The sequence below is a fragment of the Kitasatospora sp. NPDC058162 genome (assembly GCF_042884005.1).
Taxonomy (GTDB): domain Bacteria; phylum Actinomycetota; class Actinomycetes; order Streptomycetales; family Streptomycetaceae; genus Kitasatospora.
Window position 1 is genome coordinate 336,952 of record NZ_JBHVUS010000001.1, and the last position, 23,632, is coordinate 360,583.

Here is a 23,632-nt window from a genome sequence, read left to right on the forward strand (position 1 = left end):
TCTCCCTTCGACCGAACACCCTGGAGCAACCCGCATGACACACGCCTTCGACGTCGTCGAGACCGGCATCGCCGACCTGCGCGCAGCGCTGGAGAAGGGCGAGACCACCTCGGTCGGCCTGCTCGACGCCTACCTCGCCCGGATCGAGGCCTACGACCGGCCCGGCACCGGCACGGCGCTCAACTCGCTCGTCGTGATGAACCCGGACGCCCGCGCCGACGCCGAGGCCTCCGACGCCCGCCGCGCGCAGGGCCGCACCCTCGGCCCGCTCGACGGCATCCCCTACACCGCCAAGGACAGCTACCTCGCCAAGGGGCTGACCGCCGCCGCCGGTTCGCCGGCCTTCGAGCACCTCGTCGCCCAGCGCGACGCCTTCGCCATCGAGCGGCTGCGCGCCGCCGGCGCCGTCCTCATCGGCCTGACCAACATGCCGCCGATGGCCAACGGCGGCATGCAGCGCGGCGTCTACGGCCGGGCCGAGAGCCCGTACAGCGCCGACTGGCTGACCAGCGCGTACGGCTCCGGCTCCTCGAACGGCTCGGGCACCGCCACGGCGGCCTCCTTCGGCGCGTTCGGCCTCGGCGAGGAGACCTGGTCCTCGGGCCGGGCGCCCGCCTCCTACAACGCGCTGTGCGCCTACACCCCCAGTCGCGGCGTGATCTCGGTGCGCGGCAACTGGCCGCTGGTCCCGACCATGGACGTCGTGGTCCCGCACACCCGCACCATGGCCGACCTCCTCGAACTGCTCGACGTCATCGTCGCCGACGACGCGGAGACCCGCGGCGACCTGTGGCGCTCCCAGCCCTGGATCCCGCTGCCCACTCCGTCCCAGGTCCGCCCGACGTCCTACCCCGAACTGGCCCCCGCCGACCCCGCAGCCGCGGGCTCGACCCTCGCCGGCCGGCGCGTCGGCGTGCCCCGGATGTACATCAACGCCGACCCCGAGGCCGGGACCAACCCCGACGGCGGCATCGGCGGCCAGACCGGGCAGCGGATCGACACCCGCGCCTCGGTCCTCGCCCTGTGGCAGGCCGCCCGCCGCGACCTGGAGGCCGCCGGGGCCGAGGTCGTCGAGGTCGACTTCCCGGTGGTGACCAACTACGAGTCCGACCGCCCCGGCGCGCCGTCGCTGTTCACCCGCGGCCTCGTCGGCCGTGACTTCCTCACCGTCGAGATCGAGGACCTGTCCGCCTGGTCCTGGGACGACTTCCTGCGCGCCAACGGGGACCCGGCCCTGCCGACCCTCGCCGACGTCGACCCCGCGCGCATCTGGCCCAAGCACCCCGGCGAACTCCCGGACCGCTACGCCGGGTTCGACGACACGATCGCCGACTACCCGCAGCTGGTGCGCGACCGCCCGTACGCGTCGCTCACCGAGATCCCCCACCTCGAGCAGGGACTGCGCGGACTGGAGGAGACCCGCCGCCTCGACCTGGAGGGCTGGATGGACGAACTCGCCCTGGACGCCGTGGTCTTCCCCGCGGTCGCCGACGTCGGCCCGGCCGACATGGACGTCGACGAGGCCTCCGCCGACCTCGGCTGGCGCAACGGCGTGTGGGTCGCCAACGGCAACCTCGTGCCGCGCCACCTCGGCATCCCGACCGTGACCGTGCCGATGGGCACCATGACCGACACCGGCATGCCGGTCGGCCTGACCTTCGCCGGCCGCGCCTACGACGACACCGCCCTCCTGCGCCTCGCCGCCGCCTTCGAGGCCACCGGCCACCGCCGCACCGAGCCGACCCGCACCCCGCGACTCCCGGCCAACTGACGGACCACGGCAGCCCGTTCGGGACCACCGGTCCCGAACGGGCTGCCGCCGGCCCCGCCGCATTCAGCCCCGACGGAACAACCCGCGCCGCTTCACCGGCGGCGGGGGCGGGGGCGGGTCGAGGAGCATCGTGACGGCGTGCAGGAACGGGCGGGTCTCAGCGGTCATGCCCGTCCGGTGCAGCCGGTGCCGGGCCTCCCCCTCCCACTCCCCCAACACTGCCCCGCGCTCGCCCGTGATCGGGTCGATCCCGTACTCCAGCGTGAACGCCCGCTGCCCCGAGCCGTCGCCCGGCCAGGCCAGCACCACCGCGAAGGCCTCGGTAGCCGCCCGCGGCCTCGGAAGCCCGACGAGGAGCATGCGGTGCTGCCCGACCTGGACGAAACCGCCCTGGAGACCCTCCGGCGCCAACCGCTGCTCCACCGGCAGGCTCGCGCCGTACTCCTCCCACAGCCGCAGCAGCTCGCCGCCGAGCCGCTCCCCCGGCACCGAACCCAGGTGGGTCAGCGAGGGCAGCACCCGGTGCGCGAAGCGGTAGTGGTGCGGGCGCGGCGCGGGCAGGTCCCCTTCCCCACCGGCCAACCGGGTGACGGCAGCGATCACCTCGTCCGCGTTCACCAGCTCCAGCAGCCCGCCCTCGGCCACCCCGGTGAGCGGTGTCAGCTCCCCGCCGCGCCACCAGTAGGTGTGCACGGACAGCGGCGCACCGGACGCGTCGAACTCCCGCGCGGCTGCCTCGATCAGCACCTCCAGCACGCCCGGCACCTGGAGGTCGAACGGCGCGAACAGCAGGCTGAACGGCGTGGGGAACGCCACCACCGCACCGTCCGGCGGCAGTTCCCGCCCGGCGACCTCACGGTAGAGCGTGTCCAGAGCGAGGACCCGGCTCCCCGTCAGCGCCGAACCCCCGGTGACGACATGCAGGCCGCCACCCTGCCCGGTCGGCCGCACCTCGTGCCGCTCGACGGGTAGCCGGGCGAGCCGCTCCCGCGCAGCCCCGCGCAACCTCGACACGTCCCCCAACTCGGCGACGGCCTCCGAGGTCAGCACCTGCCAACCGACCGGCGACTCCAGCGCGAGGAACTCCAGTACCCCGGGCGCGACTTCGCGCGCATGCGAGTGCCGCGCCGGGTCGGCCAACGTCGTGGCATCCAGCAGCAGCGGGTAGAGCCGCGCGGCCGTCTCCTCCGGCGAACCGGCATCACCCGCCCCCGGCCCCTGCACAGCAGCGACCAGCTCCCGCACATGCCCACGAACCAGCTCCCCCAACGGAACGCCCGGCCGCCGCTCCACCAGTTCGAGCAGCCCACCGAGCCCGTAGTCACGCCCCTGAACATCCCGGGCGACATCCCCGTGGAGGGTGACCTCACTCCCCAACTCCGCGAACGCCGCCCGCACCAACGCGGCCAACCCCGGCTCCAACTCCCGACGCCCCATCGTCCCCTCCCACCTCACGCCCCGCCCCCTCCAAGACGCCCCCACCACCCGACCCGGTTGCCACGACCCTGTACGGCGCTGGCGCTTCCGCCTTTCGGGTGAAGATCGCATCCGCAGCCGTCGTCCGCGCCTCCCCGGAGCCCTCGCTGACCAGGCTCGATGGACACGCACCAAGGGGGCTGCCCGGAAACATGTCCAGTTGCGGTCGGCGCCCACCGATTCATCGCACTCTATTTATGAATGAACACGGATCGCTATGCCTCATTCACTCACGTCTCGATGAAAGGGCACAGCCATGACTTCGGCCAAGCGCAGGACGGCGGGAACTCCGGCGGTACGGCGGCTGGCGGCCGCGACCGTCGCACTGGGCAGCTGCTTGGCGCTCGCCGCCCGGCGGGCAGCGCCGGCGCGGTGCCCGCCATCCCGGTACCGACCGTCTTCTTCGGCGACTCCTACACCTCCAACTACGGCATCGCGCCCGTGAACAACGAGAACGACGCCAGAGGCTCTTCTGTTTCCAGGCGAAGGAGAACTACCCGGCCGTCGCCACCCGGCGCCTCGCCGACAAGGGCATCACCCTCGACGTCCAGTCAGATGTCTCCTGCGAAGGCGCACAGGTCCGGAACTTCTGGGAGGAGCAGGTGACGCTGCCCAACGCCGACCTGAAGGTCCCGCCGCAGCAGGACGCGCTGAACGGCGGCACCAAACTGGTCGTCGGCAGCATGGGCGGCAACACCCTGGGCTTCACCAGCATCCTGAAGCAGTGCTCCGACAAGCTCCGCACGAAGGGCAGCCTGATGCCCGGAGAACCGGTGGACGGGGACCAGCCCGCAGCCACGTGCCGCGAGTACTTCGAATCCGGTGACGGGAAGCAGTGGCTCGACCAGCGGTTCGAGCAGGTCGGATGGGACCTGGAGGAAATGTTCGACCGCATCGCGTACTTCGCCCCCGATGCCAAGCCCGCCCTGGTCGGCTACCCCAGGCTCGTACCGGCGGACACCACCAAGTGCCAGACCCCGGCACCGGGCCAGACGGAACTGCCGTTCGCCGACATCCCCCAGGACGCCCTGCCCTTCCTCGACCAGGTCCAGAAGCGGCTGGACGACGTCATGAGGAAGTCCGCCGTCGACGCCGACGCCGGCTTCGCGGACCTCTACCCGCACACGGGCAGCAACACCGCCTGCGACGGCGCCAACCGGGGCATCGGCGGCCTGCTGGAACCCTCCCAGCTCAAGTTCGGCGACACCACCCTCCCGTGGTACGCCCACCCCAACGACAAGGGCCGCGACACCCAGGCCCGCCTCGTCGCCGCCAAGATCGAGCAGGTCCTCAACCAGTAGGCCACCCACCCGCACGGCCCCGCACCCGAACCGGACACACCAGTGGGCCGGGGCCCTGCAGCCCCGGCCCACTCCGGACCCAGCTGAGGACCGCGACAGGATGGAGCACACCCTCCATGCGAACGCGGGAAGCATTACATACTTCCTCGCCACCGATGTAACAACGAACACTAACTCGCTGTGCCCAACCGTTCGACGAACTCCCCGTCAGCCGACATGTAGGCCTGACGTCGCGGTTCCGTCCGCAGCACCGGACAACGGACCGGGAATAGCGGTCTTGATACCTGCACCGTGCTTCCGAGGCCTCCCCTTCGGGCGACGCGCGGGCGCCTCCGCGCCCAATCGCGAGAGCTCCTCCGGGCTCCAACCCGCAGCCTCCGCAGCCGCATACGCCTTGCCGTACGGCGCCTCTGTCTCGGCCAGCTGATCCTTCAACCGCTTGCGCTCCGCCATGAGGCCGGCGAGCGGCACGATCGCCTTCTCCCGGTCCTCCTGGATCTCACGCATCCGCCGCAGGAATTCGTCTTCTCTCGTCATGCCGGGAATCGTAGAGGCGGCACTCCCGACCCTCTCGGACACGCTCTCAGGGATCACTCGTATCGGTGATTCCCGGCCATCGCCCCGGCGTATCTACGAGCAGGTAATTCGATGGCGAACCAGAGTGGCGAGACGGCAAGTCCGGCGAGGGCCGAGGGCACTCCGGCACCCGTGAAAAAACGTCCTCACAGAGCCGAGGAGCAGCGAGGGGTGAGTGCGATGCAGGGAGCACGGCGTCGGGAGCGGCAGATGCGGTCGCCGCGGTCGAATCGGGTGAACCTGGCCTACAACGATGCTGAGCTGACGATCGTGCAGGAGGCCGCGAAGCGCGACGGCATGGCCGTGTCCGCGTGGGCGGCGCGCAAGGCCCTGGCGGTGGCCAAGGACCAGCTCGTGCCGGTGTCGGCGGACGCCCGGGATGTCCTGGCCGAGCTGATCCGGTCGCGCGGCGAGTTGGTGCGGGTCTGCGAGTCGATCGGGCTGAGCGATGACAGCGGTGTCCGACCGATCGCTCACCTCGTCGAGGAGGCCGTGCAGCGGGTGGATCGTGCAACGCTTCAGGTGATGCGCGAGCGAGCGTCACGCTGGTGATCCCGAAGAGGGCGAAGGGCGGAAACGACACCGCGGGACTTCTGTTCTACCTCTACGGTCCCGGGAAGCGGGACGAGCACGAGAACCCTCGGCTGGTCGCCGCGTGGGCGCCGTCGGTGCCCGATCCCGCGCGGTCGGCGAACATGACGGTCGGGGACCTGGCGTTGCTGTTGGACGCGCCGCTGCACGCCCTCCCCAGCAACGCCCCCGCCGAACACGTCTATCACGTCGCCGTACGCACGGCTCCCGAGGATCCGCTCCTGACGGACGGGCAGTGGGCCGAGGTCGCGAAGGCGATGATGGACGCTGCCGGCATCGCGCCGCACGGTGATCTGTGGGGCTGCCGTTGGGTCGCGGTCCGGCATGCTGACGACCACATCCACATCGTCGCGACGAAGGCCCGGCAGGACGGGATCCAGCCGAACCTGCGGCAGGACATCGTCCGGATGCAACAGCTCGCCCGGCAGTTCGAGACCCGGTGGAATCTGCGCCAGTTGGCGTCAGGGGACCGCACCGCGAAGCGCTGGCCGACGACGGGCGAGACGCGAAAGGCCTCCCGGCGCCACCTGGCGGAAAGTGCACGCGACCAACTCGAACGAACCGTCCGTATGGCAGCGGCCTCCGCGGCCGGCGAGGACGATTTCTTCGCCCGCCTCCGCTCTTCTGGAGTGCGCGTCGCCCAGCGCGCTGACACACAGAACAGCGCCCCGGCCGGCTATGCGGTCGCGCTGCCGGGCGATCGGGACCGGGGCCACCGCGCCGTGTGGTTCGCGGGCTCGAGCCTGGCCTACGATCTCTCGCTCCCCCGCGTCCGGGAACGCTGGCAGATCCCGGTCCCAGCGCCGGAGGTTTCGCCGGAGGCGCTCTGGCAGACGCTCGAACTCAATCTCGACATGGTCTCCGAACGCCTCGGCGCCGGTGGGCGCCGACAGGGTGCCGGTGACGTCGCCGCCCTCGGCGACCTCCTCGTCGTGCTGGCCGCGAGCGCACCACCCCTCGTCGGACCGGCTTTGCGCGCCTCCGCGACCGAGTTCGAGCGGGCCGCGCGAGCACCGGGGCGCCGCGACCTCGATGGGGAAGCGCGGCTGCTGCTCCGTTCCTCGGTCCGGATCCTCCTGTCCGCCGCCGAATCCTCGGGCCGCAACGACGCCGTCGCTTTCCTGGGTTTCCTCCTGGCCCTGGTCACAGCCGTCAGAGCGGCGCAGCTCTGGCACGAGGAACAGGGCTACCGCCTCCAGGCCGAAGCCGCGGCCCGGACCAGCCGACCACTACAGGAAGCCGTGGAACGGACCGCTGGGGCGTCGGCCGGCACTGGAACCCGGCCGCGCACGAGGCGGACGGGATCGCCACCGACGCCAGCATCCCGCCAACCCTCGCCGCTGGCCGACGTGCTGGCAAAAGCCGTCCCCGCTCACGCATCAGCAGTGCTCCTGGACCCCGCCTGGCCCGCCCTGCGCGGACGACTGGCCGCCCTCGAACAGCACGGCCTCAACCCCGCAACAGTCCTCACCGAGGTGGCCACCCGACGCGAGCTCCACTCGGCCGAGTCCGTCGCCCAGGTCCTCACCTGGAGGCTGGACGGCTGGGCCGCCGCCCACGGCGTCCCCTTGGACGCGGGACCAGCTCCAGCAGCTCCACGCGCCGGCACCACACCACCGCGACCCCCGAGGGCGATCCCACGTTCTTCACCCGAGGCACAACCTGCCCCCGGCCATGGAACCGACGGCCCCACCCGGGGCCGCTGAAAGACAGGAGAGCGCAATGACCATGCCCTACCCGGGCGAACCCTTCGCCGAAGCCGTCGGCGAAGCGGTGCAGACCTCCACGATGGCCGTGCGGCTGGTACTGGCCGTCGCGGACGCAGTACGCCGTGCGGCGCAGCGAAGGGCGGGCGGGGAGCGCCAACTGCCGCCGCTGGACCAGGCCCTCCCGGAGGCGGCCGGGGACTTGAAGGCCCGGCTCGCCCCGGACGTGGCCTGGGCCCTGATGTCCAGCCCGGACTGGCCGGCCATGGCGCAGCAGCTGGTCGCGCTGCGCCAGGCCGGTGTCGACCTGGACCAGTTCCTGCCGCAGGTGGGAGACCTCGCGGGCTCGGTCCGGGACGCGGTCGTGGCCAACTCGGCGCGGGTCGCGGCCGAGCGCACGCAGGAGTGGGCGCGCGTGCTGCGCGCGACCGTTCCCCCCGGTCCGGTGCGCGAGGCGATCCTGGCCTCCCCCACCTGGCCGGAGATCGCCGCGACCATGCAGGACCTCCATGATCACGGCATCGACGTCCGGCAGGTCCTGGCCGCCGCCTACGCCGAGGGCCTCGGAATCGATCGAGCGGTCAGCCGGACGCTCAACACTCCGCAACGGTCAGCCGCCGCGCCGAGCCGGGACGCCGTACGCTCCTACGGCCCGCTGACGGTGGGGCTGGACCTGCCGAAGGACCTCGACCTCGGAAACCGCCGCAGGGCGTTGGCGCAGCTGGGGGTGAGCCAGTCGGAGAACGCCCGCTTCGTCCGTTGGGTCCACGAGGCGATGCCCGGCCGGGAACGCGAGGCGGGGCTGCTGGTCACCTCCCGCCAATGGCCCCTGCTGGCCGCCCGCATGGCACGGATGCAGGACGACGGCCGCTCCGTCCCGAACCACCTCGTCCGGGTGATGCGCGACCGCAGCTGGGAAGCCGGCCCCGTCTCCCAACTCACCACCCGCCTCCTCCAAGCCACCGTCGAGGCCCTCCACCGCCCGACACACGACGACCTCGCATCAGGCCCAGTCGTCACCAGCGCGGCAAGGGCCTCATCAGCAGCAGCCGGACCTCCCCCACGAACGCGGAACACAGCACCCCTCAACCCCAACACCCCTCACCACCCAACCCGCGTCCCACGCCCCAGCGCTGGGCGTTCGAGGTAGCGACATGGCGGTCGATCCCTCCAGGGAATGCGCCCCCTGCCCCGCCGCTCACGGCCTGGTGGCGCCCGCGAAGTCGGAGACGGGCATGTCGGCGATGGGGGCCTTCTTGACGACGTCCCCGGTCTTCGGCGCGGAGATCATCGCCCCGTCGCCGAGGTAGAGGGCCACGTGGTAGACGTGACCGTTCCCGTGGCGCCAGAAGAGCAGGTCGCCGGTTCGGAGTTCGGCCTGGGCGACGGGGTGGTCGGCTGTGGCGGCGTACTGCTCGGCAGCGGTACGGGGGAGCTGGCGGGCAGGCCAGTAGGCGTACTGGACCAGCGCTGAACAGTCCCAGCCGAGGGTGGTGTCGGCCAGGCACTCGCCGCCGCGGAAACCGTCGTCCCCGTCGCAGTGGCCGCGGCTGGGACCGGCCGGGCTGCCGCCGCCGTAGCTGTAGGGCACGCCGAGTTGGGTGGCGGCCTTCCTCGCGGCGGCGGGGCCGACGACGCCACCGGCGATCTCCGGCATCCGGCCGGCTTCGCCGAAGCGGCCCAAGTTCCCCATGATGTCGGCTACATAGCGTTGCGTCTCGCCGTAGGGCGGCACACCACGGCAGCTCTGGACTGCGGCCCAGCCCGCGTTGTAGCCGGCGAGCGCCAGGCGCCGGGGGTCGTCGGCGATGCCCGATGCCCTCGCTTGCGCGAGCAGGCTGCACATCAGGCGACCCTGTGCCATCACCGCGTCCCCGATCTCGTACGGCGACGCGGAGCCGCTGTGGTCGTCATCGCGCCCCCACGTCGCCCAGGTGGCCGGCATGAACTGCGCCGGGCCCTCGGCGCCGGCCGGACTGCGGGCATCGGCACGGAAGCCGCTCTCCTCGAACAGCTGGGCGGCGAGCAGGGCCGAGGTCAGCCCCGGATCGTGGCACTGTCGGGCAGCCCGGTACACCCAGGGCTGGTACGCCTCTGGCACACCGTTCACCGACGCTCGGTCCGCTTCGGCGACCCCTGACAGCGCTGCCAGAGCGAGCACCGCACAGACCGTGACCAGGACGAGGAGTCCGCCGAAACCGATCAGGACCTTCTTCACCGGGATCCCCCTTGCGCTGTACACGGATGAGTCCGAACGGGCGGTTGCGCGTGCCTTCCTAACAGCCGAAGCCGTTACGCCATGCAGTCGAATGATTACGCTACCCTCTGTGGTCGAAGGAGCTCGATCTGCCAACGCAAGAAGCCTGGGGAGGTTGCGACGTGACGGCCAATCCGGTGGCACCCGTTCAGCGCACGCGCATCGTCCCGCTGTACGGAGTGATGCCGGTCCACGGATACGACATCGCCTCCGCGGTCGTGCTCCGGATGCTCAACGGAGAAGACAGTCGGGGCACACGAGCCTGCGGGCTCGGGCCGGGTGAACCGGTGCCCTACGGCGTCCAACCAGTGCTCGTCACCCCGAGCACCGTCTACGGCGTTGCCGCAGTCGAGGCGATCGTCCAGGGCTGGCCGACGGGCGTCGTGCCGAGGCCCTGGCTCGTCGTGGTCGCCGACGTGCCCGCCCGTCCCGCGCCGGCTGCCCGCTACCGCCTCCGCGCGCTCGGCGGACGCCTCGCCGGAACCGCCTTCCTGCCCTATCTGCCGGTGCTCCGCTCGGTCGAGCGAGCGGAGGACGCCCTGGCCGATGCCGTCGTGGCGCGCGCGGCTACCCGGTTGCGCGCCCAGCTTGAAGGGAAGTGACAGATGTTCATTGCGGAAGACCTGATCCCTGCCGCCAAGCCGACCAAGATCCCCGGGATGGACGGCATGGTCTCGACCCTGTTCGGCTACGGCTTGTGGCTGCTCGTGCTCGCCGGCGTCTTCGCCACCGGGTTCGGCGTGTTCAAGCTCGCCACGGCCGAGAAGAGCCGCCACGGCGGTGGAAGCGAACCGTTCAAGTGGATGGGGGCCGGAGTCGCGGCGATCCTGCTGTCGGGCTCGCTGATCAGCATTCTCAACGGCATCGTGGGCTGAGCGGTGCGGACCCGGAGCAGGGACGGATTCCTCTCCCGTTCTGCCCTGTGGGGCGCTGGGGCATTGCTCGCCACCGTCGTCGGCCTGACCGGCTACGCAGCCCTGTCCAGCGGCGATGCTCAGCCGTCGAGGGCTCAGCCCAGCCCACCCCCGGCGACCACAGCCGCACCGACCCCCGTACCGGTGTCGACGTACAGCCTGCCGCCGACGTGGACCGAACCCCAACGGTGGCTCGCCGCGCCCCGGGGCTCCCGTACCGTCCGGGGCCGCGAAGTCGGCTTCCCGCACAGCACCGACGGCGCGATCGGCATGCTGGTCGCCTCCTCCGGGTTCGACGTCGAGGGCGCCACGACCCTGGTGGACGAACAGCTCACCTTCTACACGACCTACACGGCGGCCTCCGATCAGACCCCGGCCAGGGAGCAGCGGATCCGCCAGGGCGCGGCGAAGGCCGACGCACGCGCCCGCTCCACGATGGGCCTTCCGGAATCGGGCCCGCTGCCGGCCGGCGCCTGGGTGCGCACCCACCTGGTCGGGTTCAAGCTCGTCCAGGCCCAACCCGACGCGGTCACCGCCCACTTGCTGCTGCGCACCGCTCAGAAGGCCGGTGAGACCAAGCCCGAGGCCGTCTCGTACGCGGTGGGCACGATCGGGGTGGTGTGGCGGGACGGGGACTGGAAGCTCGACCCCACCGGCGGCGCGTCCCCGGCGCCCGGCTCGGCGCCGGAGATCGCCGCGCCCGGCGATCCCGCCTTCAACGCACAGGGTTGGACCGCGATCAGGCAGGCCTCGTGAGGAACCGCCTCGCCGCCCTGCTGCTGGCCCTCTCCACCCTGTGCGGCGTCATCGCGCTCGCCCCGCCCGCTGCGGCCGACGACAAACCCGGGATCATCGGCTCGCTCGCCCAGGCGGGCTGTGACTACGGCGTGGTCGGCGCCTACGACTACCTCACCGACGGCCACCACTGCGAGCACATCGGCGAGACCGTCGACCGGACCATCGAGGCCGAGTGGAACGGCGTCTGGGACTCCACCATCGGGGAGCTGCTCAAGGCCGGGATCGCCTTCGTCAAGGCGCTGGTGAAGTTCACGCTGACGGTCGCCCTCCAGGGGCCGTCGCTGCGGCTGGAGGACACCGGGCTGTTCGGTGAGCACGCGACCTTGGCCGGCGTGATGGTGTGGCTCGGGCTGATCATCTCGGCGGTCGGCCTGATGTGGCAGATCGGGCGGATGGCCGTCACCGGCCAGATGCGTCACCTGGGCCAGGCCCTGAGCGGGTGGCTGCAGAACTGCCTGCTGTGCGTGGGCGGTATCGCGGGCGTCGCGCTACTGCTCAGGGCGGGCGACGCGCTGACCGACGGGCTGGTCGACAGCACCTTCGGCGACACCGGGACCGCCACCGGCCACATCGTCGACATCCTGGTCCCCCACGTGGTCAACCCGTTCATCGTGATCTGCGGCCTGCTGGTCCTGGTGCCGGTCGGCTTCGTCCAGCTCGTACTGATCTTCCTGCGGAACTCCGCGATCCCGATCCAGTGCCTGCTCCTGCCGATCGCCGGAGCCGGCCGGGTCGGCGGCGAGACCACCCGCAAGTGGGCTCCACTGCTGATCAGGTCGATCCTCATCGGCATTTTCTACAGACCCATGGACGCGGTCATCATCTGCACCGGCTTCGCCGAGTTCGGCCATGCCGACTCGGTGGTCGAGTGGTTGCGCGGGCTGACCACCCTGTTGCTCGGGGCGCTCGCCCCGGCCGCGTTGGTGCGGATCTTCGGACCGGTCGCCGATGAGGTGGGCACCGCCATGGGCTCGGGCGGAGCGGTCGCCGCCATGTCGGCCGCCGGGGCCTACGCCTCCCGCAGAGGGCACGGTGGGGCCGCTGACTCCGAAGGCGCGGGCGCCGAGGGTGGGAGCGGGGCGACCAGCGCGGTCGAACACGCCCGCCGTGTCGAGCAGTCGATGTCGACGAGCCCAGGCGTCGACGAGCAGTCGTCGACGGGCGGCGATGCGCTCTCCCAGGCAGCTCGTAACCAGGCGGCCCGGGTTCCCGGACCAGCTGCGCCCCTTGACGGTGCGACCGGCGCTGACGGCACACCGGGCTCCGGCGGTTCGGGGTTCGCCTCGGGCGCAGCGGGTGCAGGAGCAGCAGGCGCCGCAGCGGGTGGGGCGGGCCTTGCCATCCAGGTCCTGGACGGGCTGAACAGCGCTGTACAGCGCGGCGCGGGCGAGATCGGGAACGGATCGGAGGGACAGCTGTGAGTGCCCACGAGGTACCGGACGGGCTGATGGTGAGCGGCCTGCGCACCCGTCGCTCCTTCGGGATGGGGAACCTGTCGAAGGAGGCGACGATCGGTGCGGCAGCGGTCCTGACCGCGGACGGTCTCATCGGCGTCCGCCACCCGGCCAGCCTGCTCGTCACCCTTCCGCTGACCGGAGCGGTCGTGGGGTTGGCGGCCGTCCGCAGGCACGGCATGTCGGCGCTGGCCTACTACCGGGCCAAGTTGGCGTGGCAGCGCGGCTACCGCACGGGGGCGACCTCCTACCGGCGCGTCCTCCTCCCCCAGCCCTACGCGCTCGACCTGCCGGGGGTGGGGGCGAGCTCCTCGCTGATCGCCGCCCACGACCCGACCAGCGGCCGCAGGGTGGGCGTGGTCCACGACCGTGCCACCGGCCGGATAACGGTCTCCACCCTGCTCGCGCCCAGGGGGAGCCTCATGGCGCCCACCAGTGCGGTCCGCTCCGGGCTGCGGACCTGGGGCGAGGTCCTCAACACCATGTCGACGGCCGAGCAGATCAAGGGCGCCTCGGTCACCATCCAGATCACCCCGGGCGCGGGCGAGGCCCTGGCCGATGACGTCCAGCACCGGCGGCGGTCGGACGCCCCCCGCCTGGCGCTGGACGTCATCGACGAACTGGTGCGCACCACACCGCGGGCCACCGCCCAGGTCGCCTCCTGGCTCAGCGTCACCGTCGATCCGAGTGCCACCGCCAACCCTCCGACGGACCTGGCCGAGCAGGTCGGTGAGACCCTTCGAGTGGTCGACACCTTGGACCTGAGCGGCACCGGCACGGATATCGTGCGCCGCACCACCCCGACCGACCTGCGCCGGATCGTTCGCTCCGCCTACGACCCCGGCGTGGCCCTCGCCCGGGACGAGCAGTTCGACGAGCTGCAGTGGGGCGAGTGCGGCCCGACCGCCGCCGACGACTGGGTGGAGTCCTACGCCCACGACGGCGCCGTGTCCGCCAGCTGGGTACTCCAGGAGATGCCGCGCCGCCCGATCCCCTACAGCACGCTGCTGCCCTTGCTGGCCCCTGGCCGCTTCCGACGGCGGATCACCCTGGGCTACCGGGTCCTGGATCCACACGAAGGCGAGGCGCTGCTGGAACGGGAGATCTCCGCCGCCGAGCACCGCGCACAGGCCACCGCCGAAGTGAAGGGCCGCGCCAAGTGGAGCCAGAAGGCGGACTACCAGCGTGCGGAGAACGCCGCCCGGCAGGTCGCCGGTGGAGCCCAGGTCGTCGACTGGACCTTGTGGGTCACCACCACCGCCGACACGCCCTCGGCACTGCCCGCCGCCCTCCAGGAACTCAAGCTCGCGGTCGCGGGAACCCGGGGGATCCGGATGCGGCCGGCGTTCGGCGCCCAGGCGGCCGTCTTCGCCGCCGGCCTGCCCATCGGCTACAACCCCCTCGTGAAGTAGAGGAGTTGCGATGTCGGACAAGGCGCAGTTCCGCACTCCCCGGTGGACCCCGGACACGGCTCCCACGGGCGGGGCACGGCAGTTGGGGTACCGCCGTAGGATCCACGCCCCGCGGCTGGGCTGGGGCGGGCCCTTCGGAGGCCGCGTACCGGTGGAGGACACCGGCACCGTCTACACCGGCCCCACCAGCCAGATCGCTTTGATCGACCCGTTCCTGCTGGGCGCGGGCCTGCCCGCGCGCGGCGTTCCGGTCGGCCGTGACGTCCTGACCGGAGAGCTGGTGTGCATCGACCCCTCCGGCTGGACCGGCAAGCTCACCACCAACCCGGGCGTCTGGGTCATGGCGCAGCCCGGAGTCGGCAAATCCGCCCTGATCAAACGGATCTGCCTCGTGTACGTCGCCTACGGCCACATGGCGTGTGTTCCGGCCGACGTCAAGGGCGAGTACGCCATGATGGTCCGCGAACTCGGCGGCAGTGTCCTGCGGATCGGCACCGGCACCGAACGGATCAACCCCTTGGACTCCGGGCCGCTCAAGCACCGCTTGCCCGGTCTGCCCGCTGTCGAGCGCGAAGCCCTGCTCGACGTCCTCACCGGCCGCCGTCTGGAAACCCTCGGGGCCCTGCTGGCAACCCGGGTGGGGCTCGGCCGCCAGGCGAACGAGATCGAGCGTTCGGCGCTGACCACCGCCGTCCAACTCGCTGCGGACGCCGTCCCGGGCGCCGATCCCGTGGTTCCGGACGTCACCGCCGTACTCCGGCAGGCCCCGGAGGTGCTACGGGCCAAGCTCGCCGCCGAGGGCGACACGTACCTCGATCTGACCCGCTCGATCGTGGCCGGCCTGGACAACCTGGTCGGTGGCCCGCTCAAGGGGATGTTCGACGGACCCACCACCTCGCCGATCGATCTGAACGCACCGGCCGTCTCCGTCGACATCAGCGCGCTCAGGGCCCGGGGCAACGACGTCGTCTCCGCCGGGATGATCGCCAGCTGGGCCTACGCCTACTCCTCCATCGACAGCGCCCGCAGTCTCGGTCTGATGCGCCGCAAGCTCGTACTCCCCATGGACGAGATGTGGCGGGCCCTGCGCGCCGGCCCCGGCCTGGTCGACGCGATGGACGCCATCAGCCGTCTGAACCGGACCACGGAGGACGTCAGCATCTACGCCACCCACTCCACCCTCGACTCCGAGTCCCTCCCCACCGAGGAGGACCGGGCGAAGGCAAGGGGGCTGATGGACCGGTGCGACACCTGGGTGATCGGCGGCTCGACCGGCGAGGAGCTCAGCCGGGTCTCGGGCAGACGGGCCCTCACCGAGCAGGAACGCATGATGATCGAATCCTGGGCCTCGGCCACCAGCACCGGCCTCGACACCTCCGACCAGATCCACCCGGGCCGTGGAAAGTACCTGATCAAGCTGGGCACCCGTCCGGGCATCGCCGCCGCCATGGAACTCACCGCGACCGAGCGTCGCCTCTACCACACCGACTCGGCCGACAACGAGCCCGGGAGCGCCCGCAGATGATGACCGAGAGCGACCGGATGTGGCTCGCCGGCGGCATCCTCGTGGGTGGATCGGTCCTGCTGTCCGCCTCCACCTGGACCGGAGCCGCCGTCGGCGCCGTCCTCGTGGAAGCCGACGCCCCGCCGCTCAGCCCGTACACCGTCTTCGAGATGACGCGAGACTGGCACTCCGTCTGGGCACACTCCCCGACCGCCAGCGGGCTCGGCGCCGCGTTCTTCGACCTGGCCGTCCTCGCTGGGGTCGTCTGGGGTCTGTGGGCCGGCCTGCGCTGGTTCCACAACGCCTCCCACCTCGCCACGCTGCACCAGGTGCGCGACCTCACCCCCGAGCGGGCTGCCCGTACCGCCACCCGACTGCGCGCCTCCCTCCGGGACGTCAAACCGCGCAAGGTCGCCCCGCGCGACCGCGGTGTGCTCCTCGGCGACCACCTCCCCACCGGTGTCGAACTCCGGGGCTCCGACGAGGACACCTACCTCGCCCTGATGGCCCCTCGCACGGGCAAGTCGAGCACGCTGGCGATCCCGGTCGCCGAAGAGGCGCCGGCCTCCTTGTTGGTGACCAGCAACAAGCCCGACGTCTACGCCGCCACGCTCGCCTCCCGCTGCAGGGCGGGCACCACCTGGGCCTTCGACACCCAGGGCATCGCCCAGGTCGAGCGGTCCTGGTGGTGGGACATCATCGCCGAGGCCGAGACCCTCGACCGCGCCGAGCGCCTCGCCTCGCACTTCATCGCCCAGGTCAAGAGCGATACCGCCGACCCGTTCTGGGCCCAGGGCGCCAGCGACCTGCTGGTCGGCATGTTCCGCGCCGCCTGGTGGGACGGCGCCACCGTCCGGGACGTGCTCCGGTGGCTGGCCGACCCGAAGGAGCGGGCGCCGCTGCGGATCCTCTACCAGCACGAGGAAGTCCTCGCCGAACAGGTCGACAGCTCCATCAACATCGCCGAGGAGACCCAGTCCGGCATCTACCAGAACGCCCGGACCGCGGTCTCGGCGCTGCGCGACGAGAAGGTACTCGCCTGGATGCTCCCGGACCGGCATCGTCCGCAGTTCAGGCCGGAGGAGTTCGCGCTCAGCCGGGACTCCCTGTACCTGCTCAGCAAGAAGGCCGGGGCCGCCTCCGCCATCGTCGCCGCCCTCACCGACTCCGTGTTCACCGCTGCCTCCGAGGCAGGAGAGCGCCACGGCGGACGCCTGCCCGAGCCGATGCGCGCGGTCCTCGACGAGGTCGCCAACATCTGTCCCATCGCCGACCTGCCGGATCTCTACAGCCACCTCGGCTCTCGCGGCATCACCGCGCTCAGCATCTTCCAGAGCTTCGCCCAGGGTGTACGGGCCTGGGGCGAAGCAGGCATGAACGCCCTCTGGGGCGCCAGCACGAAGAAGATCATCGGTGTGGGCCTGGACGACCCGCGCTTCGTCAACGACATCGCGGCTCTGGTCGGCAACCACGAAGTCACCCGCGGCGCCTACACCAAGAGCCGGGACGGCGGCTCCACCTCCATCAGCGAACACCGTGAGCAGATCCTGGAACCCGCTGAGATCCGTGCGATGAAGCGCGGCACCGCTCTGCTGCTGGCGACCGGCATGCCCGTCGCCCAGATCGCCCTGCGGCCCTGGTACGAGGAGAAGGCCATGGCACACCTCGGCCCGGCCATGAAGACGGAGGAAGCCTCGATCACCAAGCGCGCCAGCATCGCCTGGGAGGAGCGGAAGGCACAACGCCGTGGCTGAACCGGCGAGTTCGGGCATGCCGACCCCCAACATGATCTCGATGGCCGAGGACATCGAGGACCTCAAGGCGGAACTGGCCGCGATGCGCGGCAAGGTGGAAGCCCTCGCTCGCAGCGCGGCGGAGGCGACCGGCCGACGCACCGGCGGCACAGAACCGGGGCAACCACCGGAGGAGGAAGATGGTGACGGCTGGCGCTACCCACCGTTCATCTTCCTCCTCGAAGGCGAAGAGCTGTACGCGGAACTGCGCTTGCTCGCCGAGTGGGTGGAGGGGGTCCTCGTCCCCGGCTGCCTCGGCGAACCCTCCGCCGAGGCACGCTGGTGCCACCTCTGGACCGAGCACTGGGACGCGGTGGGTGCCCTGCACGCGCTGTGGCTGGCCTGGCAGGAGCTCACCGATCCCGCCGTATGCGGCTACACCGGCCCGAGCACCTGGTACCGCGATCACTACCGCCCCTGCATGGCGGCGCTCCGCGGACCGGGCGGCCCGTTCGCCGGTTGCACCAAGGGGGAACACCGAGTCGAGCACCGCCTTCCCGGCACGGTGCCGAGTGCCTGGTGCACGACCCAGGACGACAACTGACCGGCCAATTACCGGGTCTTCCCCCGTGCTTGGAGCGCGGCCACCTCCCGGGACAGCTCGGCCGCCCGGTTCGCGGGCATCCGGGCCGGCTCCAGCGGTCGCGTCGGCACCGTCGTGCTCCGGGCCCGGGCGGCGGCCGCCTTCACCCGCCGGGTGTCGTACGAGGGGTCGCCGGTGAAGCCGAGCGTGTTCCGCCGGTCGGCGTCGAGTACAGCCCGCCCGAGTGGGTGACCGACCGCCTCGGCCGCGTGCGCGGTCGCGGTCTGCGCCGCCGCGGACGCTTGGCGGGCCCGGTTGTAGGCGTCGGTGACCTGGTGGATCTGCTCGGACGTCGCCGGGTACCACCTGGTCCAGCCGTCCTTGATCTGGTCCGAGGGCGCGCTGCCCCTCGGGTTGTGGGCGGGGTCGGAGCTGAGCAGCACTCCGCGCTGGACCAGGACCGAGGCGATCCGGGGGATGTGTTCGGCGAGGACCTGGCCGGAGGCGGGAACGGCATGGGCGACAACCAGCAGGTGCCTCGCATCGGCCGGTGCCGAGATGATCTCGTCCGCGGCCCTGGGGGTGCGCCGGCCACCGTCGCGCCGGGTCCAACCGGAGGAGAAGAGGGTGCGGCCGAGCCGGACCACGGCGAACTCGGCCTCGCGTACGAAGCGGGGGTTCGAGGTCGCCGGTGCGCTCCCGAGACCGGACTTCCAGCTGGCCGCGGCCTGCTGCCAGGCCTGAGCCGCTGTGCGCAGGGCGCCGCCGGCCGTGTCGAGGACGCTGCGGGTCACCGGATCGGCGGTCAGCGGATCGCGGGTGTGCTCGATCAGGCGGGCGGTGAGCAGATGCGCGACCGCGGAGTGGTCAGCGGCGATCGACAGCTCGGCGACGGTCGCGTCCGGCAGGCTCCGGGACGCCTGCTGCGCCGCGTGGGCGGCAAGCCATTCCAGCCCTGCCGCGGCTGCCTGGAGCGCTTCGCCCTGTTTCTCCCCCGGCCTGACCGGAGGCGGCGGAGCGGTGGCCGCGGCCGGGAGGTGGAGAAGGCCGGGAGCCGGCGTGGACGGTCGGGGCGAGCTGAGCTGGCGGTGGATGCCGATCGCCGCCTGCTCGATCAGCACCGCGCGTTCCCTGAGCCGGTAGGCCACGGTGTGGCTGCGGACCACCCGGCGATCGGGCGGGCACAGCTGGCCGATCCGTACCGCCACCCGCCCGGCGACACTGGCGAGTTCGGCCGTCTCCGCGACGACGTGCCGCGCGACCCCACCGCTGTCCAGATAGGCCGCGTACGGGCTGCGGGCTTCGCCGTCCGGCCCGTGATGGCTGGCCAGCAGATCACCGGCGAGGCGGAGGAAGCGTACGGCTTCGGTCAAGTGGGCGGCCGCGGGGTCGGGCTCGGACCAGGCGTAGAAGGACTCGTCCCGCAGCAACCGCCCGAGGATGTCGACGTTGCTGTGCAACCGGGAGACATCGCCCTCCGCGATGCCCAGCGGATCGGGGGCGTGCGGGCCGAAGCGATCGGTGTTGCGGTGGAGCAGTTGGAAGACATCCGCCAACGCCCCACTTCGCGCGGCGTGCTGGCCCGGGGTACTGCGGCTCTCGGCGTCGGCGAGGGTCAGGGCCGCCAGTGCGTACTCCAGCCTGGACGCCGCGAGGGTGATGAAGTCGCCCCAGGTAACGTCCATCACCCGGCGGCCCCTTGCTCGACGGGCAGGGCGTTGCGCAGCGCGGTGGCCGCGTCGCGGGTATGGAGAGCGGCCATGTGGCGGTCGCGCGCCTGCGGGACGTCGGGCGAGGTTCGGGCAAGCGCGTCGAGAGCGTCGGCGAGGGCGGTCAGCTGGCGCACCAGATCCTGGTCGGCTTCCCGGTCGGTGATCTGGGGAGCGCTGTCGGGCAACGGTAGGTAGGCGGTGGCCTCGGTGGCGTAGGAGGCCGTGGCCAGGGCGGCCAGTTGGTCGTAGCGGTCGTCGCGCGCGGCCAGGTCAGCGAGCGCGTGTGCGGCGGCGGCGGTCCTCCTCAGGACGACGGCTGCTGCCTGCTCGACGTCGTCCGTCGTAGTGGAGTTCGGGTTCACGTTTCGGTCCTCCCGCAGTGGCTGTACGACGCCAGGCAATCACGGCTCACACGGCCGGGCGGGGCGGCAGGCCGGACTTCTCCGCATCGACGCGGGCCTCGGGCCGGGCGCCACCGGATCGGGTGAACTCAGCGGGCGCGCCGCTGACTTGCCTCACGGCTGCTTTGGCGTTCGCCCCGGCTGGACGGGCGCTCCACCGCGTCGCAGGTGCGCGGGTTGCTCCCCGACGCCGGCGGCCGACCGACGCGGAGGTTGGCCGACCGACCTGGCTTTGGCCGCGTTCGCCGAGACTCTCCGGGTCTGCGCAGCCGCCGGGCCCGGGCGCTCCAACGCCTGGCCCATCCTGCGAAGGCCGGGAACGTCGACGGCGCTGGAGGGCGGGCTGCTCCGAGGGACGGGCTGCAGCGTGGCGCCCGAGGAGAGCAGCGCCTCAGCCGTCGGAAGGCTGGCCTGCCGCCGAGCAGACGCGCCGTAGGCACTCGCCGTCTCGCCGAGGGCGAGCAGCGCCTCGGCGGTGGGCAGCGACCCCTGCCTCGCTCGCAGGAAGTCCGCTCCCTGCTGGGCGAGTTGGGCGATTCGCTCGCACGCGTGGATCGATGCGCTGCGCAGGAACTCGGAGACACGGCGGTCGGCGAGGAGCCGATGGACCGACTCGCCCGCCTTCGTCGTGAGGCTCCCCCAGAGGCGGCCGACCGCTTCGCGCACGGCTCGGATCTCTCGCCACTCTGCCAGATCTCGAAGCGCCGGATGGCTTCGGTCGGCATCGCGAAGGGCCGCGTTGACCGCCTCCGCGCTACGCCCGGCAGTGGCAGAAGCCGTTACGCCCTTCACCGTCGCCACGGCGGGTGCAGCCGGAGTCGCGGCAATGTTCTGCCACCGGACTTGAAGTGCCTGGACATCGGCTTCCAGGGCCACCCTCAGGTCGTCGGCCGAACTGCTTCCGTCGGGCACGATCTCCCGCCAGGCTTCGACGACCTCTCGGAGCTGTGCCTTGAGGTCAGGCAGTCCGGCTCGGTCCGCCGCCTCGCCCGGTTCCGACGGGCCGATCCCCTGCTCCTCCCACAAAGGCAGCTCGTCCGGCTGCGTCGCCCGGAGGCCAGCTGCCACGATCTCCTGCGTTCCGGACACGTCACCAGCGCCGCTGCCCACGAGACCGGCCGCTACGGCGTCCTCCTCGGCAAGCCGGTCCCACGTCCCCTCATCCCTCGCCGGAGGAACACCGAGGATGATGTCGTCCTGCTCTGCCGACCATGGTGAGCGCATCCGCCGTCTCCCTCATGACGATCCAGGCATCCGCCAAGCCATTGAGGAAAGGCGAGACGCTCCAGGCAAGTGCACCTGCTCACGCAGCGCATGGTGCGCTCATGGTCTAGCACGGTCTCCTCCGACGTTCACCGATCGACGCGGGCCCCTCACTCAAAGTCGGTAACCGATGGTGCTCGCCAGTTCCGACACTGCATCAGGACAGAGGCTCGCAACCCTGAACTCCCTTGACTGGCAGCCATCCGCGGCGGGGACGACGTCGTAGACGATCACGCCTCCTTCCCCGCGAAACTGCGGACAAGGATCGAGCGACTGCGCTCCAGTGCGCGCGCGAGATCCGTCCGCAGCCGTGGGGGAATCACTCGCTGGCCGAGTCCGCAGGCGGCAACGGTGGCAGCCAGCTGCCGGTGCTGGGTGTCCGTCAGGAGGGCGAAGCAGCCGGGGTGGGCGAGGACTTCGCGAGCGGTGTATCCGTCGTCGTGCTCCAGTGTCCGGACGATCAGGGACCGGGCGGTGGTGCGGGCGGCGGCCCGGGAAGTGCCACCCGCGACATCGATGAGGGCGAGGCCGAGACGGGTGTCGAAGACGGCGAACTGCGGTTCCCGCTGGTGCTGCTCGTAGCCGTCGAGCATCGGGGCGGGGTCGGCGGACGGCTGGCCGGCGTGCCGGCGGCACAGGGCTGCCAGGCAGGCGGTGACGGTGGCTTCCCAGGGGTCACCGGGGAGGGTGTCGGCGACCAGGTCGAGCGCTCCGCTGGTGTCGCCGCCGGTGGCGAGGGCGAGCACAGCGATCTGCCGGCCTTCGAACATGCGCCGTCCGATTGTGCCGGGCCGCTCGAGGTGGTCGCGGGCCTGCGCCCATCGGCCTGCTCGGACCAACGCTCGGGATCCGTCGACGAGGAACGTGCCGCGCACCCACTGTGCGACCTCCCGGAAGTCCGTCTCGTTGGCGGTGAGTGTGGTGACGGGCACCGTGATGCCGTCCACGGTGGCGTCGGTGCAAGTGGCGACGGCGCGGTGTAGCTTGTGCAGCAGGCGGAACGCCCCGTCGGCGTCGCCCTCGCGGATCCGCAGGTTTGCCAGGTTGACCAGCGGTGCGAGGGAGTGACACGCCTCCTTCGGCGGCAGCGGCCGGGCGGCGAAGAAGATCGCGGTGTGGTCGGCACATAGCTTGCGGGCCAGGCCGGGCAGGCCGAGGTCGCTGGCCAGAAGCGCGGCGGCGTTGTACACGGCGGATGCGGACGTGGTGTCGGCGGTGTCGGCGGCCTTCTGGGCGAGCCGACCCAGGTGGCTGACCCGGGCGGCCAGCGGCGGGCACGGCGGTCGGTAGCGGGGAGCGAGTGGGAAGCGGCCGGCGGTTTCGGTCAGCTGGGCCACGGTCACTCCTGTCCGAGGACGACGCGGCTGGCGGTGGTGGCGATGGCGCCCTGAGCGGCCGGGGGCAGGCCGAGCCGGTTGAAGTGGAAGAGCAGGTGCTGGGCGAGGACGGCACGCAGGCCCCGGGTCAGCCGGCCGTCGTGGGCGAGGCGGCGCAGCGCCTGGCCAGCGTGGGTGTGGGTGTCGATCCAAGGGCTGGCGAATGCGAGCACGCCGTTGGCGAGGGCGCTGCCGGGGCTGGTGTCGACGGACATCAGTCGCTGGACCGCTGGGGCGAGCCGGTCGGTCTGGCCGGGCTCAGCGGTGGGCCGGTGGGCAGCGACGCGGGCCCAGATGTCGCCTTGCTCGTACCACTCCTGGCTGGCGCCGCGCATGAGTGCGGTGGCCAGTAAGACGGCCAGCTCGTGCCGCTGGTCCCGCCCGCCGTGCGCGGCCAGGTGGTGGAGGATGTGGCTGCTGTCGTGGTGGAACAGCTCGTGGGCCGCGTCCATGCCCGACTCGCCGCCGAAGGCCAGGATTTCGGGTTCGTAGATCACCGGCGACCAGCCGGTGACCGAGCCGGCGGCGCGCGCGGCCACGAGGGCACCGGTGAGGGCGGCTTCGGCGGTGTTCGGGTCGGTGTCGGGTACGGGCTGGTAGCGCAGGCGCCAGCGGTCGCCCTTCCGGACGAAGTGCCAGTGCGCGAGGTGCCCGGCGTCTTGCGCGCCAGCGAGGGCGGGCAGGAGGTGGACGAGTACGGCGGGTTCGGCGGCGGCCTGGTCGGTGAAGTGGACGTGCAGCTGGAGCATGGTCGCGTCGTCCTCCGTCCAGGGCTCGGACTGGATCGTCAACACGGTTCCCCCT

Annotated in this window: 21 protein-coding genes; 13 read left to right on the forward strand and 8 right to left on the reverse strand. The window is 71.7% G+C overall.

What is annotated here, in order from left to right:
- Positions 1-34 precede the first annotated feature (34 nt).
- Positions 35-1,771, forward strand: coding sequence for an amidase (locus ACFVXG_RS01375; protein WP_387923140.1), 1,737 nt, complete (start codon positions 35-37; stop codon positions 1,769-1,771).
- Positions 1,772-1,834: 63 nt separating this feature from the next.
- Here ACFVXG_RS01375 and ACFVXG_RS01380 read toward each other — a convergent pair whose 3' ends face one another.
- Positions 1,835-3,208, reverse strand: a complete 1,374-nt coding sequence (locus ACFVXG_RS01380) for a hypothetical protein (protein ID WP_387923142.1) — start codon at positions 3,206-3,208, stop codon at positions 1,835-1,837.
- A 641-nt stretch (positions 3,209-3,849) separates the two neighbouring features.
- Between ACFVXG_RS01380 and ACFVXG_RS01385 the strand changes: the two genes are divergently transcribed.
- Positions 3,850-4,548 carry an SGNH/GDSL hydrolase family protein gene (locus ACFVXG_RS01385; RefSeq protein WP_387923144.1) on the forward strand — a complete coding sequence of 233 codons (699 nt, stop codon included), beginning with the start codon at positions 3,850-3,852 and terminating at the stop codon, positions 4,546-4,548.
- Positions 4,549-4,755: 207 nt separating this feature from the next.
- Here ACFVXG_RS01385 and ACFVXG_RS01390 read toward each other — a convergent pair whose 3' ends face one another.
- Positions 4,756-5,085, reverse strand: a complete 330-nt coding sequence (locus tag ACFVXG_RS01390) for a hypothetical protein (RefSeq protein ID WP_387923145.1) — start codon at positions 5,083-5,085, stop codon at positions 4,756-4,758.
- A 210-nt stretch (positions 5,086-5,295) separates the two neighbouring features.
- On the opposite strand from ACFVXG_RS01390, the gene ACFVXG_RS01395 reads away from it, so the two are divergent.
- From ACFVXG_RS01395 to ACFVXG_RS01405, 3 genes are read left to right on the forward strand one after another with little or no spacing between them, the layout of a single operon-like run.
- Complete coding sequence (locus ACFVXG_RS01395; RefSeq protein WP_387923147.1) at positions 5,296-5,676, forward strand: hypothetical protein; 381 nt, start codon at positions 5,296-5,298, stop codon at positions 5,674-5,676.
- Entirely contained in the window at positions 5,673-7,421 is a 1,749-nt protein-coding gene (locus ACFVXG_RS01400) for a relaxase/mobilization nuclease domain-containing protein (protein WP_387923149.1), read from the forward strand. Before ACFVXG_RS01395 ends, ACFVXG_RS01400 begins: the two co-directional genes overlap by 4 nt.
- 16 nt (positions 7,422-7,437) lie before the next feature.
- Positions 7,438-8,571: a hypothetical protein gene (locus ACFVXG_RS01405; RefSeq protein WP_387923151.1), complete on the forward strand. Its 1,134-nt coding sequence runs from the start codon at positions 7,438-7,440 to the stop codon at positions 8,569-8,571.
- Between the two features lie 48 nt (positions 8,572-8,619).
- On the opposite strand, the gene ACFVXG_RS01410 is transcribed toward ACFVXG_RS01405, so the two are convergent.
- Complete coding sequence (locus ACFVXG_RS01410; protein WP_387923153.1) at positions 8,620-9,639, reverse strand: NlpC/P60 family protein; 1,020 nt, start codon at positions 9,637-9,639, stop codon at positions 8,620-8,622.
- Positions 9,640-9,800: 161 nt separating this feature from the next.
- On the opposite strand from ACFVXG_RS01410, the gene ACFVXG_RS01415 reads away from it, so the two are divergent.
- From ACFVXG_RS01415 to ACFVXG_RS01450, 8 genes are all read left to right on the forward strand, one after another.
- Entirely contained in the window at positions 9,801-10,280 is a 480-nt protein-coding gene (locus tag ACFVXG_RS01415) for a hypothetical protein (protein ID WP_387923154.1), read from the forward strand.
- A 3-nt stretch (positions 10,281-10,283) separates the two neighbouring features.
- Positions 10,284-10,553 (forward strand): hypothetical protein, encoded by a 270-nt coding sequence (locus ACFVXG_RS01420; protein ID WP_380407681.1) that lies wholly within the window; start codon positions 10,284-10,286, stop codon positions 10,551-10,553.
- Positions 10,554-10,736: 183 nt separating this feature from the next.
- The gene (locus tag ACFVXG_RS01425) at positions 10,737-11,348 is read left to right on the forward strand and encodes a hypothetical protein (RefSeq protein ID WP_387923156.1); all 612 of its coding nucleotides are present in this window, start codon (positions 10,737-10,739) and stop codon (positions 11,346-11,348) included.
- Positions 11,345-12,811: a hypothetical protein gene (locus tag ACFVXG_RS01430; protein ID WP_387923158.1), complete on the forward strand. Its 1,467-nt coding sequence runs from the start codon at positions 11,345-11,347 to the stop codon at positions 12,809-12,811. Before ACFVXG_RS01425 ends, ACFVXG_RS01430 begins: the two co-directional genes overlap by 4 nt.
- Positions 12,808-14,256, forward strand: a complete 1,449-nt coding sequence (locus ACFVXG_RS01435; protein ID WP_387923160.1) for an SCO6880 family protein — start codon at positions 12,808-12,810, stop codon at positions 14,254-14,256. The genes ACFVXG_RS01430 and ACFVXG_RS01435 overlap by 4 nt, the downstream gene beginning before the upstream one ends.
- A 10-nt stretch (positions 14,257-14,266) precedes the next feature.
- Positions 14,267-15,781 carry an ATP-binding protein gene (locus ACFVXG_RS01440; RefSeq protein WP_387923162.1) on the forward strand — a complete coding sequence of 505 codons (1,515 nt, stop codon included), beginning with the start codon at positions 14,267-14,269 and terminating at the stop codon, positions 15,779-15,781.
- Complete coding sequence (locus ACFVXG_RS01445) at positions 15,778-17,514, forward strand: type IV secretory system conjugative DNA transfer family protein (protein WP_387923164.1); 1,737 nt, start codon at positions 15,778-15,780, stop codon at positions 17,512-17,514. The genes ACFVXG_RS01440 and ACFVXG_RS01445 overlap by 4 nt, the downstream gene beginning before the upstream one ends.
- 16 nt (positions 17,515-17,530) lie before the next feature.
- A complete protein-coding gene (locus ACFVXG_RS01450) occupies positions 17,531-18,097 on the forward strand; it encodes a DUF4913 domain-containing protein (RefSeq protein WP_387923166.1) in 567 nt (188 codons plus the stop codon).
- 8 nt (positions 18,098-18,105) lie between these two features.
- Here ACFVXG_RS01450 and ACFVXG_RS01455 read toward each other — a convergent pair whose 3' ends face one another.
- The 5 genes from ACFVXG_RS01455 to ACFVXG_RS01475 all read right to left on the reverse strand — a co-directional run bounded on the left by ACFVXG_RS01455 (position 18,106) and on the right by ACFVXG_RS01475 (position 23,619).
- Positions 18,106-19,761 carry a hypothetical protein gene (locus ACFVXG_RS01455; RefSeq protein WP_387923168.1) on the reverse strand — a complete coding sequence of 552 codons (1,656 nt, stop codon included), beginning with the start codon at positions 19,759-19,761 and terminating at the stop codon, positions 18,106-18,108.
- A complete protein-coding gene (locus ACFVXG_RS01460) occupies positions 19,761-20,150 on the reverse strand; it encodes a hypothetical protein (protein WP_387923170.1) in 390 nt (129 codons plus the stop codon). Before ACFVXG_RS01460 ends, ACFVXG_RS01455 begins: the two co-directional genes overlap by 1 nt.
- Positions 20,151-20,303: 153 nt before the next feature.
- Positions 20,304-21,413 (reverse strand): hypothetical protein, encoded by a 1,110-nt coding sequence (locus ACFVXG_RS01465; protein WP_387923172.1) that lies wholly within the window; start codon positions 21,411-21,413, stop codon positions 20,304-20,306.
- 269 nt (positions 21,414-21,682) lie between these two features.
- A complete protein-coding gene (locus tag ACFVXG_RS01470; RefSeq protein WP_387923174.1) occupies positions 21,683-22,789 on the reverse strand; it encodes a hypothetical protein in 1,107 nt (368 codons plus the stop codon).
- Between the two features lie 2 nt (positions 22,790-22,791).
- The gene (locus ACFVXG_RS01475) at positions 22,792-23,619 is read right to left on the reverse strand and encodes a thiopeptide-type bacteriocin biosynthesis protein (protein ID WP_387923176.1); all 828 of its coding nucleotides are present in this window, start codon (positions 23,617-23,619) and stop codon (positions 22,792-22,794) included.
- Positions 23,620-23,632: the final 13 nt, after the last annotated feature.

Bases quoted from the DNA above. Each gene is read 5' to 3' on its own strand.
- ACFVXG_RS01375 (WP_387923140.1), top strand. From the start codon at position 35: ATGACACACGCCTTCGACGTCGTCGAGACCGGCATCGCCGACCTGCGC.
- ACFVXG_RS01380 (WP_387923142.1), bottom strand. From the start codon at position 3,208: ATGGGGCGTCGGGAGTTGGAGCCGGGGTTGGCCGCGTTGGTGCGGGCG.
- ACFVXG_RS01390 (WP_387923145.1), bottom strand. From the start codon at position 5,085: ATGACGAGAGAAGACGAATTCCTGCGGCGGATGCGTGAGATCCAGGAG.
- ACFVXG_RS01405 (WP_387923151.1), top strand. From the start codon at position 7,438: ATGACCATGCCCTACCCGGGCGAACCCTTCGCCGAAGCCGTCGGCGAA.
- ACFVXG_RS01420 (WP_380407681.1), top strand. From the start codon at position 10,284: ATGTTCATTGCGGAAGACCTGATCCCTGCCGCCAAGCCGACCAAGATC.
- ACFVXG_RS01440 (WP_387923162.1), top strand. From the start codon at position 14,267: ATGTCGGACAAGGCGCAGTTCCGCACTCCCCGGTGGACCCCGGACACG.
- ACFVXG_RS01445 (WP_387923164.1), top strand. From the start codon at position 15,778: ATGATGACCGAGAGCGACCGGATGTGGCTCGCCGGCGGCATCCTCGTG.
- ACFVXG_RS01450 (WP_387923166.1), top strand. From the start codon at position 17,531: ATGCCGACCCCCAACATGATCTCGATGGCCGAGGACATCGAGGACCTC.
- ACFVXG_RS01455 (WP_387923168.1), bottom strand. From the start codon at position 19,761: ATGGACGTTACCTGGGGCGACTTCATCACCCTCGCGGCGTCCAGGCTG.
- ACFVXG_RS01465 (WP_387923172.1), bottom strand. From the start codon at position 21,413: ATGCGCTCACCATGGTCGGCAGAGCAGGACGACATCATCCTCGGTGTT.